Here is a 12,566-nt window from a genome sequence, read left to right on the forward strand (position 1 = left end):
ATGAAAGAGGATAAAAAGCTAGTCAAACAAGCCAGACAAAATTTTCGAAGCAACTTAAAATCAGCCCGTATGCATTATCGGAAAGAAGTTAGGACCTTAAGACAGACTGTTCCTAAAAAAGGACGATTTCGTAAACTAGCCCAAAATTCTCTTTTTCAGGAAAAGAAAACAGAGTTAAAAGAAAATCTACTCAGTAGCCAACAAGAAGCAGAAGAGAAGTTTCTAAAGGAAATTACCTATGTGTCTCCTAGACTGTTGAAGGTAAAGGAAATCAAGAGGTATCGACTTCCTCAAGCTCAAGAACGTTTGCGGACGGCAAGAAAACATTTGTCAGAAGTGAAACTAAGTGAGAAGCAAAAGGAAGTTAATCCCAAGTTTACTTTCCAAAAAGAAAATCCTTCCGTGAAGTCTCGCTTTCAGTTTCACCAAGAAAAGTCATTTGATCGACTAAGTGCAGAAAAAGAAGTAAGTTCTGCCAAACGTGAGGTCAAACAACTTAAGAAAGTCCAAAAGTCTAAGAAAAACTCCACCAAGTTCAAAGTTGGATTAGGCTTAGTTGCATCTGAATCGCTTGACTTGGTAGCACAGGATGATGATTTAGATGGTCTAAGAACCTTAAAGGATACTAGCTTGAAAGCCAGCCGCTATGGCAGGTTTACTTATCAAGCTGGTAAAGTGGCGGTGAAAAGTGGACAGACTGGTGTGCGTTTTACAAAGACGAAAGTGGCTCATGGAAAGGAACGATTCCAGAACTTCAAAAAAGGAAAAGGATTCACACGCCAGAAAACTCTTAAACCACAAAGACGCTACCAAACCTTTTTAAAGCATGCCAGAAAGCACAGTCTAGCAGGAGTTAAGGGGGTTGTCCAAGCCATTAAGGGAAGTCTGACCTTCTTTTCTGCAATCGCGGGAAATCCTTTGACTTGGATTGTCTCAGGCATTCTCTTGTTACTCCTTTTGATGTTGAGCTTTTTCATGAGTGTCTCAGGAAGCAGTGTCATTCAACAAGATGAGATGGAATTGACCAAGGCCTATACCCACATGACGTGGGAAGATGCGGAGCATACGAGAACTAACGAAAAAGGGATTACCTATTACACCAAGATTGATGAGGTCATGGTTTACATGAATCATCAATACCAAGACTACAAGCTTGACGATGTCATGGAAACAGGTGGTGCGACCTACAAAGCATTTCTCAGTCAAGTCTGGACGGATTTAAATGGTGGTGATTCTATTAAATCCATGTCTGACTTGTATAAAGAACCTGCTTACAAGCTGTCTGATGAGGACCAAGAAGAACTAAAGGAGTTGACCGAAGAAGGCAACTATTTAGCCCTTCAAGAATTGGATAATCCCTTTCAGGGACAGACTGATGAAGATAGCTTAAACATGACCTACCGATATGGTTATGAGGTCATTGATGAGAAACCAACGCTTCATCACCATATTATCTTAGAAGCAAAAGAAGGTCAAGTCATTGTGGCTCCAATGGATGGCAAGGTATCTCTTGATGGAGAGAACGTTATTCTGACATCTGGTAAGGGAGTGAATAAGACTAAACTAACCTTGTTTGGCATTCATTCAGGCCGAGTGAGTGAACATCAAAAAGTCTTGGCAGGAGACATTATTGGTCAAACCAAGGATGGAGCGGGTCTAAAACTCACCTATCAAAAGGTTGATGATGACACGGATAAGTTGGTCTTTGTCAATCCAGCATTCTACTTTCCAAAAGTAATCCAGGTTCAGACCACCATTCTTCCAACTATTGGTCAGTTTAGCGGCGATGAGTTCGAGAGAGCCAAGGCGATTTATGACTATCTCAAAAGTAATGGTGCGACCAATCAAGCTATCGCAGCCATTTTAGGAAATTGGTCAGTAGAATCCTCTATTAGTCCCAAGCGTGCGGAAGGTGACTATCTATCTCCTCCTATTGGTGCGACGGATAGTTCGTGGGATGATGAGAGTTGGCTTTCACTCAATGGTCCAACTATATATAATGGACATTACCCAAATATTCTTAAACGTGGTTTAGGCTTAGGACAATGGACAGATAATGCAGATGGGTCACGTAGACATAGCTTATTGCTCGAATATGCCATAGGAAAACATCAAAAGTGGTATGACTTAGGGTTACAAATGGATTTCATGTTGTATGGGGATAGTCCTTATTACACCAACTGGTTAAAGGACTTCTTCAAAAATTCAGGAAGTCCAGCTAGTCTTGCCCAACTCTTTCTCATTTACTGGGAAGGAAATTCAGGTGATAAGCTACTTGAACGTCAGACACGAGCCAGTGAGTGGTATTACCAAATCGAAAAAGGCTTTAGTCAGCCCAACGGTGGGATAGCACAAAGTGATCCAAAAGCACTTGAAGCTGTACGAGGAGACCTTTTTGAAAACTCTATTCCAGGAGGTGGTGACGGTATGAGTTATGCTTACGGCCAATGTACTTGGGGCGTCGCAGCCCGTATCAACCAACTGGGTCTAAAACTCAAAGGTAAAAATGGTGAGAAGATTTCAATTATCAGTACCATGGGTAATGGCCAAGATTGGGTGCGTACAGCCGCAAGCCTTGGTGGTGAGACTGGAACAAGTCCGCAAGCAGGAGCTATTATTTCCTTTGCGGGTGGAGGACATGGCACACCAGCAGAATACGGACATGTGGCTTTCGTCGAAAAAGTCTACCCAGATGGCTCATTCCTTATCTCCGAAACCAACTACAATGGCAATCCCAACTACACCTTCCGAAAATTATCTGGAGTGGATAGTAGCTTAAGTTTTGCTTATACGACAAAATAAAAAAGGATATGCTAACAAAATGTATAAATGTTAGCATATCTTTTTATTTTTTGGTCACTATTAATCAGAATTTATAGAAATGAGAACTGCTATGAGACGAATCATCTCATCAAGAACATCTGCAAGGGAAATCTCTTTTGTATAGCTATATTTTTTCGAATAATTTTGCCATTGTTTATTCTGAATAGTGTCAGATTTGAACCTCTCGAGTAGTTCAATAATCTTTTCAAAATCGAGCTCTGTTCCGCGATATGAAAATATTCTCTGACAGGCATTTTTCAACTGAATGAAGTCAATGTCTTCTTTCTTTAGTTTTGATAGAATATAAACATCATAAAAATCTTTGCTTCTGCTGTTCAAGAAGTTACGTGAATAGATGGTTTGAAGTTTCTCAGCTAGAATTGTTTCAATTGTATAAGCAATGATTGGAAAATTGTCTTCATCAAAAATAGCTTTATAGTCGTATGTAATCGGCTGAGGAGTTACAACATCACCTGTCGCAATATCCAAATGGATAACTTGTTTAATATTCTCAAGTTGGCACAAAATTGTTGCTCGATAGCCACCATAGTCATCACTTTCTTTAATAGCTGTGATGGATTGAATCATAAAAGATATACCTTCTTCTGAATCTGCTAAAATTTCCTTGAGTTGCTGCTCTACAGTATCTTCTGAAAGTGTCATTTGATGGAACAAAAAATCAATATCAACCGTGCTACGAGATTCAACTCCAATAACATTTGACAGTAGGAATCCTCCTTTGAAGATATAGTGATTTGAATAGCTACTCTGACATAATTTTTTCAAAATCACTTCTAGAAAGTAATAGGTCATCACAGAATTAAAGGTTAATCCAGTATTCTTTGATATTTTATGACAGAGTGCTGTTAGCTTAGCTTTATTCATACTAGGATCTCCAGAGTTTGTTTGACCTTGTCCAAGGTGTTCATTTTTGTCGCATATTCGTAAAGTTTTGTAAGATTTTTTTTAGGATAGTTTCCGTAATGTTGAAGTGTTTTGACAAAAAGATCAGTATCTATTTTTTCTCGATGAATCACAAAATCACAGATAATACGTTCGAAATCAAAGACCCTTACCTCGTTTCCCATAGGGGTTTTTACAAGAGTAATTCCTAGTTCGCTATATTCCTTAGAAACGGAATGAATGTTCAGATTAGCTGGAGGAGTGTTAAAACGGTAACCTCTAGGAATGGTTACGTCAAAATATTGAGGAATTTCATCTGTAAATTGTTGCAGATAAAGTGCTGAGATATATGAGAAAACAGCCTTGGGATATCGGTACTGAAAGAAGTAGTATTCGTCGTAGTCTCCATTCTGGGTTAGGAAAATTCCTTTTTCGACGCGGTATAGAATTCCTTCTTTTTCTAGTCTTGTCAAATATATTGTTGGAATATTTAGAGCTTTACAATCTTTATAGGTGATAATGCCATTGTGGTTTTCTATAAATTCAAGTAGAATCTCTTTTTTTGACATTCTTACTCCTTTCTATGTTGCTTTCACACTACAATTTTACAATATTTGTAGTGTAAAAGCAACATTTTCTTTTCCCTGAACTTATTGTGATAACAAAATCAAGCCTTCTTTTTTATGATGAGGAAAGAGTGACAGTTTGTTGCTACAGAAAAAAGAAAAGAAGGACACTTTATGACCAAAACATGTAATCATCACTTTCTTGTCAATCAGGAAAAAGGCGAGAAACACGTCTTTCGCAAGAGTAAAAAATACCGAACTCTTTGTTCGGTTGCTCTTGGAACAATGGTGACCGCTGTTGTTGCTTGGGGAGGGACGGTTGCACATGCTGATGAAGTTACACCATCAGTTGACACCACCATTCAACGAACGGAAAATCCAGCCACGAATTTACCAGAAGCACAGCCAACCCCTGTTTCTGAACAAACTGAAAGTATAGCGTCAACTGGTCAATCTATTGGAGCGATTGCTGTCACTGTACCGCATGATACGGTAACACAAGCAGTTGAGCAGGCAAAGGCTGAAGGAATTTCTACGGTTGAAGATAGTCCAATGGATTTGGGAAATACGACATCTGCGACTGAAACCAACCAACAAATTTCTAAAGCAGAAGCAGATGCCCAAAAACAAGTTGAGGTTATCAATGAAGTTACTGAAACCTACAAAGCTGATAAAGCAACATATGAATCGAATAAAGCCCGCATTGAACAAGAAAACAAGGAGCTGTCACAGGCCTACGAAGGGGCCAACCAAACTGGTAAAGAAATAAATGCTTGGGTTGATACCAAATTCAATAACCTAAAAGCTCAGTATGCAGATGCTGATGTGACCATCAATGAACAAGTGGTTTCATCAGGAAATGGGACATCTGTATCTGACTACATAAACTATGGCAAAACTGCTGAAACTATTCAATCAACTAACGAACAGGCTTTAGGGGATTATCTAACAAAGAAAACGAAGGCTGATGAAATAGTTGCGAAAAATCAGGCCATTCAAAAAGAAAATGAAGCTGGACTTGCTAAGGCAAAGGCAGATAATGAAGCCATTGAAAGGCGTAATCAGGCTGGTCAAGCAGCTGTTGATGCTGAAAACCGTGCAGGTCAAGCCGCAGTTGAACAGGCTAATCAGGAGAAACAACAATTAGTTTCAGATCGAGCAGCTGAGATTGAAGCCATTACTAAACGCAATCAGGAAAAAGAAGCCGCAGCCAGAAAAGAAAATGAAGCGATTGATGTCTACAATGCCAAAGAAATGGAACGCTATCAACGTGACTTGGCCGAGATTTCAAAAGGTGAAGAAGGTTATATTTCTGAAGCCCTTGCTCAAGCTCTCAATCTCAATAACGGTGAACCCCAAGCACAACATGGGGCCATTACCCGAAATCCTGATCAGATTATTTCAACTGGCGATGCCATGCTTGGGGGCTACTCAAGAATTTTGGATTCAACAGGATTCTTTGTCTATGATAGCTTCAGAACAGGTGAGACCCTAAGCTTTAACTATCAAAATCTTCAACATGCACGATTTGATGGGAAAAAGATTAGCCGCGTGACTTACGATATTACCAACCTTGTATCACCAGCTGGAACCGCTACCGTGAAGCTGGTTGTACCAAATGATCCTACTGAAGGCTTTATCGCCTACCGAAATGATGGAAATGGTGACTGGCGAACGGATAAGATGGAGTTTCGCGTAGTTGCTAAGTATTTTTTGGAAGACGGTTCGCAAGTTACCTTCTCCAAAGAAAAACCAGGTGTCTTTACACATTCTTCCCTCAATCATAATGACATTGGTTTAGAATATGTTAAAGATTCATCTGGGAAATTTGTGCCGATTAATGGCTCAACCGTTCAAGTGACTAATGAAGGTCTAGCACGTTCTTTGGGTTCCAACCGTGCAAGCGATTTGAATTTACCTGAAGAATGGGATACCACATCAAGTCGTTATGCTTATAAAGGAGCCATTGTCTCAACGGTCACATCGGGCAATACCTATACAGTCACCTTTGGTCAGGGCGATATGCCTAAAAATGTTGGATTATCATACTGGTTTGCCTTGAATACCCTACCAGTTGCACGTACAGTAACACCTTATAGTCCCAAACCTCATGTAACGGTGGAACTTGAACCCGTTCCAGAACCTATTACGGTAACACCTGATGTCTATACACCAAAAACCTTTATACCAGAAAAGCCTGCAACCTTCACGCCAAAGCCTTTTGAAGAAGTGGTGCAGTCTAGTCTAACTTTGACCAAGGTAACCTTACCTGTCAAACCTATTCCAAAAGAACTTCCAACGCCACCACAAGTTCCGACTGTCCATTATCATGCGTACCGTTTGACGACAACTCCAGAGATTATGAAAGAAGTGGTCAATAGTGACCAAGCTAATCTTCATGAGAAAACTGTCGCTAAAGATTCAACGGTGATTTATCCCTTAACAGCTGATGCCTTATCGTCCAATCGTTCTCAAACGACTAGTCTCATTTTTGAGGACTACTTGCCTGCTGGTTACCTGTTTGATAAGGAAACAACACAAAAAGAGAATGGAAACTATGTCCTTAGCTTTGATGAGACAAAGAATTTTGTGACCTTGACCGCTAAGGAAAACTTGTTGCAGGAGGTGAATAAAGATTTAACCAAGGTTTATCAATTGACCGCTCCCAAACTTTATGGAACTGTTCAAAATGATGGGGCGACCTATTCCAATAGTTACAAACTCCTATTGAACGAGGGAACAGCCAATTCCTATACAGTCACTTCAAATGTGGTGACGGTTCGTACACCAGGTGATGGGGAGACAACTACACTTATTACACCAGACAAGAACAATGAAAATGCGGATGGTGTTCTCATTAACGATACGGTCGTAGCTCTTGGTACAACCAACCACTACCGATTGACTTGGGATTTGGACCAGTATAAGGGAGATCGTTCTGCTAAAGAGACAATTGCACGAGGCTTCTTCTTTGTGGACGATTACCCAGAGGAAGTGCTTGATGTGGTGGAAAATGGCACGGCTATAACAACGCTTGATGGTCAGAAAGTATCAGGCATAACGGTTAAAATCTATGCTACGTTAAATGAAGCACCTAAAGAACTTCAAGATAAATTAGCTCGTGCTAAGATTACACCGACAGGAGCTTTTCAAGTCTTTATGCCAGATGATAACCAAGCCTTTTATGACCAATATGTAAAAACAGGTACATCCCTTGCTCTTTTGACCAAAATGACGGTTAAAGATAGTCTCTACGGTCATACCAAGACCTATACAAACAAGGCTTACCAAGTGGATTTCGGCAATGGTTATGAAACCAAGGAAGTGACCAACACCCTTGTTTCTCCAGAACCAAAGAAACGAAACCTCAATAAAGACAAAGTGGATATCAACGGGAAGCCAATGCTAGTGGGAACTCAAAATCACTATACTCTCTCATGGGATTTGGACCAATATCGAGGGATTAAAGCAGACGAGTCTCAGATTGAACAAGGTTTTTACTTTGTGGATGATTATCCAGAAGAAGCTTTATTGCCGGATGAAACAGCTATTCAGTTTATTACATCTGATAGAAAAACAGTTTCAGGAATCACGGTGAAGTCCTATGCTCAATTATCAGAAGCTCCTAAATCTTTACAAGTAGCCCTTTCTAATCAAAAAATTCAGCCTACAGGAGCTTTTCAAGTTTTCATGCCAGAAGACCCACAAGCCTTTTATGAATCTTATGTGACCAAGGGGGAGAATATTACCATCGTCACTCCGATGACTGTTTTGGAAACCATGATTAATTCAGGGAAGTCTTATGAAAACGTGGCCTATCAGGTGGATTTTGGACAAGCATATGAAACTAATACGGTGACCAATTTTGTCCCTAAAGTAACTCCACACAAGTCTAATACCAATCAAGAAGGCATTTCAATAGATGGAAAGACTGTCCTTCCGAATACAGTCAATTATTACAAAATTGTCTTGGATTACAGTCAATACAAGGACATGGTCGTGACGGATGATGTTCTTGCCAAGGGATTTTACATGGTAGACGATTACCCAGAAGAAGCCCTTACCCTAAATCCTGATGGCATTCAAGTTTTGGATAAGGATGGCAATCGTGTATCTGGTATTTCTGTTAGCACATACGCTAGTTTATCAGAAGCTCCGAAAGTCGTCCAAGATGCGATGGCTAATCGTCAGTTTATACCTAAAGGAGCCATTCAAGTCCTTAGTAGCGGTGATCCTAAAACCTTTTATGAGAACTATGTGAAGACTGGTCAAACCTTAGTTGTCACGCTTCCAATGACGGTTAAGAATGAGTTGACCAAAACAGGTGGTCAGTATGAAAATACAGCCTATCAAATTGATTTTGGCTTGGCCTGTGTCACAGAAACAGTGGTCAATAATGTTCCCAAATTAGATCCAAAAAAAGATGTAATGATTGACTTATCCCATAAAGATGATAGCCTTGATGGGAAAGAAGTGTCCCTGAATCAAATCTTTAACTATCGCTTAGTTGGAGCGATGATCCCAAGCAATCGTGCGACAGATTTATTTGAATATGGTTTTGAAGATAACTATGATGAAAAGCATGATGAGTACAATGGTGTTTATCGCAGCTATCTGATGACGGATGTCACCCTCAAAGACGGTTCGGTCTTAAAAGAAGGAACGGAAGTCACGAAATATACTTTGCAACAGGTAGATACAGAAAATGGCCTAGTGTCAATTTCATTTGATAAAGCCTTCTTAGAGACTATATCTGATGATTCAGCTTTTCAGGCAGATGTTTACCTGCAGATGAAACGGATTGCGGCTGGTCAGGTGGAGAATACCTATCTCCATACAGTGAATGGCTATGTCATCAGTTCAAATACAGTTGTAACACATACACCTGAACCTGAAGAACCAAGTCCAAATCAACCTACCCCACCTCAACCACCAATTGAGACTATTGAACCGCCTGTTCCAGCAAGCATTTTGCCAAATACAGGCGAACAGGAATCCCTTTTGGGCTTGATTGGAGCTGGTATTCTACTTGGTACGGCTTATGAACTGAAGAAAAAGGAGGAGAATAGATGAATCCGAAAACCATTTATGAAAAGGATTCAGACCATGATGGTTTGACAGACGCTCAGGAACTAGCTCTGGGAACCGATCCATATGCTATTGACACAGATGGTGATGGTCAAGCTGATTTAGAGGAGCTACAATCTAGACATTCACCACTAGTCCCACAAAAGGAGTTGTGTGATGGCTTGGAACTTTGACACCATGAAAGAGACTTTGTCTGAAATGGAGAAGGACGATTACCAAGAGTTTATCAAGGCCTTTCTCTCATTGGAATTAAGTATTTCTGATAGAACAATCCTCAATCAAGTATACCAAGATTATATGGGTGAAGATGATCTATCCTTGATTAGTGATGAGCTACGAGTTAAAGTGGATGGATATCTGGATGAAGTACAGGCAGATATGACTGATATTCTGGAAAAATTGTACCGAACAGGTGAAGGCTCTAGTTTTATTATGGATCTAATGTCTTCAAACAGTCTTTCGGACACCTTGGAACAATATGAGGTTTTGGATGGTGACGATTATTCTTCACTTAGCCTTGAAACCATACAGGCCATGATTCAACAGGACTTGGCCATTTCCAGTCAGGATTATTTTGGAGACCTGGTTCACCTTGCCTTGAAAAAAGATTTACTAGACCAGAAAAGTCATTTCTTACAACACTATGTGACAACTGTAATAGAAGGAATTCCACAAGAAAGAGACAAACGAGCCTTGGTCCTAGATTAACGCAAAGGGCTGAGAAATACTCTCAGCCTTTTTTAAATGGGAGGGAATAATGAATCAAGAAGTTTTACTACAAATGATGAGAGCCACCATTCCTCGTGATAGAGCTTTGCTTGAGGCATTTTTATATTACCAAGCAGAGCATTTTGACGAGGAGTGGGATAATCTTATTCGTCAGTTTTTAACCAATAGGCAAGCAAACATCAGACCTGTTCAGGTCCTTCACTTTGAGACAGATGTTTCAGCTTTTGTTCAGGCTAGTCCTTATGATACTGCTCATGATCTATTGACCTATACACAAGTATTCGGCCAAAATGGTCTCCAAAAACTTGACAAATTATCGCCGTCTGAAAAAGACTTGGTGATAGAAGTGGCCTTGTTTAATCTGGCCACTCGTTTTCAATTATTGGATTCCAATGGAAACTACCAAGCTATCTCACCTGATTCTCTATTAGAAAAGAGTAGGGGAGCAAATTTGGTCAATGTTTATCGTGTGGCTAATAATTTAGCGGATCGGATCGGCCGAGATATTGAGCAGTTTCTCTTGACTTACGAGCCTGAGCTTGAAACAAGAGCGGATGAAACTGTTCTAGAAAATGAAGAAACTGTTGATGAGCACAAAACAAGTGTTCATCAAGTAATATCACTTAGAGAAGATGGCTCTCTCATCATTGCTAGTTTGGATGTAGATTTGTCTCAACTGGATATCCAAACTGGAAAAACAAGTCATTTGCCAGCTTATGAAGAGTTATCATTACGACGTAAATTTGAGATACTAACCTATTTTGACCAAATTCGAAATGAACGTTCAAAAGTCCCAAGTTTTAGACGAGGTGATTTTGATACTGAAATGGAAATGACACCAGTCTTTGAAGGAGAAGAGTTACTTACCAATCTAGAGGCTGATGGCAGTCCCTATGAGCTGAAACGAACGCTGACTCAAGTTGAGGAAAAGGAATTAGAAAAAATTGGACAAGCCATTAGGGTAGAAAATCAAGAGAAATTGACTCAAGTGGGGATTGAGCTATCTCAGTTTGAACAAGACCAAGTCGGCATTTTATTGGATGCCGCAGGTCGTTTTCGTTTGAAAAATTCGGACCTTGCTTTATTAGGTGGTTATCCCAAAGCCTCGGTAACTCAACTAGCCCTTGCGACAGAACTACTCCAAATGGGGCTAAGTCATGAAAAAATTGAATTTTTCTTTGGTAGCCAGCTTTCCATTGAAGAGCTGCGACAAGTTGCCTACGCCTTTTTACACCAAGAACTCAGTAGAGAAGACGCAGAAACATTTGAAAAAGCTAAAAGTGGTCAATCGAACTTGAACCTACGTGATTGGAAGAGCAAGCTAGAGAAAGCTGAGACGAAAGAAGTAGTTGATGAAGAATTTACGGAAAATCCACTAGTTCAGAGAGTATTGGACACTTATCCTCTGGGGTCACTGGTTTCCTATAAGGGACAGGACTTTGAGGTTATGTCGGTCAGCGATGCTCGATTGAACGGTTTGATTCGGATTGAGTTAGTCAATGATTTTTCAGATATCATTGAACAAAATCCTGTTCTTTATGCCAGGACCTGGGAAGAAGTCAGTCAGGCACTTCATCAGCCAAAGGCAGAACCACAAATAGTGGTAGAAGAAGCAGACCAAGAATTAAACCTTTTTTCATTTCTGGAAGAAGAATCAGTTATTGAGCACCCTATTCAGACTGTCGGTCTCTTAGAACCAAGTGGTGTAGAGGAACCTAACAATGATGTTATTGACCAATTAAACAACCAAGGTCCTGTTGAGGAGGTAGAGGAATCAATTCCAGAGATTCCAGTAATAGACTTCCATTTTTCAGAAGATTTGACGGACTTCTATCCTAAGACTGCTAGAGATAAGGTTGAGACAAACATTGCGGCAATTCGTTTGGTTAAAACACTTGAAACGGAACGCCGTCAGGCAAATCCAAGTGAACAAGAACTCCTTGCCAAGTATGTGGGCTGGGGTGGACTTGCCAATGATTTTTTTGATGACTATAATCCAAAATTTTCTAAGGAAAGAGAAGAACTGAAAAGATTAGTCTCAGATAAAGAATATTCAGATATGAAACAGTCCTCTCTGACGGCTTATTACACGGACCCTGCCCTTATCCGTCAGATGTGGGATAAGTTGGAAAGAGATGGTTTTACAGGCGGAAAAATCCTAGACCCTTCCATGGGAACAGGGAATTTCTTTGCGGCTATGCCAACACATTTGAGAGATAAAAGCGAGCTGTATGGTGTGGAGTTAGATACCATCACAGGAGCCATTGCCAAGCACCTTCACCCGAATAGCCATATTGAGGTCAAAGGATTTGAGACGGTTGCTTTTAATGATGATAGTTTTGATTTGGTAATTTCAAATGTGCCATTTGCCAATATTCGGATTGCGGATAACAAGTACGATAAGCCTTATATGATTCATGACTATTTTGTTAAAAAATCCCTTGATTTGGTGCATGA

General features: G+C 40.1%; 7 protein-coding genes. 5 read left to right on the top strand and 2 right to left on the bottom strand.

All coding sequences use genetic code 11. The features are described from left to right. The gene (locus ACPC57_RS08285; protein ID WP_434066703.1) at positions 1-2,802 is read left to right on the top strand and encodes a phage tail tip lysozyme; all 2,802 of its coding nucleotides are present in this window, start codon (positions 1-3) and stop codon (positions 2,800-2,802) included. Positions 2,803-2,862: 60 nt separating this feature from the next. Here the strand turns inward: ACPC57_RS08285 and ACPC57_RS08290 are convergent, their stop codons facing one another. Continuing rightward, positions 2,863-3,708 carry a nucleotidyl transferase AbiEii/AbiGii toxin family protein gene (locus ACPC57_RS08290; protein ID WP_434066704.1) on the bottom strand — a complete coding sequence of 282 codons (846 nt, stop codon included), beginning with the start codon at positions 3,706-3,708 and terminating at the stop codon, positions 2,863-2,865. After that, complete coding sequence (locus ACPC57_RS08295) at positions 3,705-4,295, bottom strand: type IV toxin-antitoxin system AbiEi family antitoxin domain-containing protein (protein WP_434066705.1); 591 nt, start codon at positions 4,293-4,295, stop codon at positions 3,705-3,707. The genes ACPC57_RS08290 and ACPC57_RS08295 overlap by 4 nt, the downstream gene beginning before the upstream one ends. Before the next feature lie 171 nt (positions 4,296-4,466). On the opposite strand from ACPC57_RS08295, the gene ACPC57_RS08300 reads away from it, so the two are divergent. The 4 genes from ACPC57_RS08300 to ACPC57_RS08315 form a co-directional block, all read left to right on the top strand. After that, the gene (locus ACPC57_RS08300) at positions 4,467-9,365 is read left to right on the top strand and encodes an SspB-related isopeptide-forming adhesin (protein WP_434066706.1); all 4,899 of its coding nucleotides are present in this window, start codon (positions 4,467-4,469) and stop codon (positions 9,363-9,365) included. Beyond that, positions 9,362-9,553: a thrombospondin type 3 repeat-containing protein gene (locus tag ACPC57_RS08305; RefSeq protein WP_071519583.1), complete on the top strand. Its 192-nt coding sequence runs from the start codon at positions 9,362-9,364 to the stop codon at positions 9,551-9,553. Before ACPC57_RS08300 ends, ACPC57_RS08305 begins: the two co-directional genes overlap by 4 nt. Next, complete coding sequence (locus tag ACPC57_RS08310) at positions 9,537-10,088, top strand: hypothetical protein (RefSeq protein ID WP_220017037.1); 552 nt, start codon at positions 9,537-9,539, stop codon at positions 10,086-10,088. The genes ACPC57_RS08305 and ACPC57_RS08310 overlap by 17 nt, the downstream gene beginning before the upstream one ends. Positions 10,089-10,137: 49 nt before the next feature. Continuing rightward, positions 10,138-12,566 (top strand): N-6 DNA methylase (locus ACPC57_RS08315; RefSeq protein ID WP_434066707.1); only part of this gene is annotated, 2,429 nt, incomplete at its 3' end.

The sequence above is a fragment of the Streptococcus sp. VTCC 12886 genome (genome assembly GCF_049893425.1).
Lineage (GTDB): Bacteria > Bacillota > Bacilli > Lactobacillales > Streptococcaceae > Streptococcus > Streptococcus suis_AA.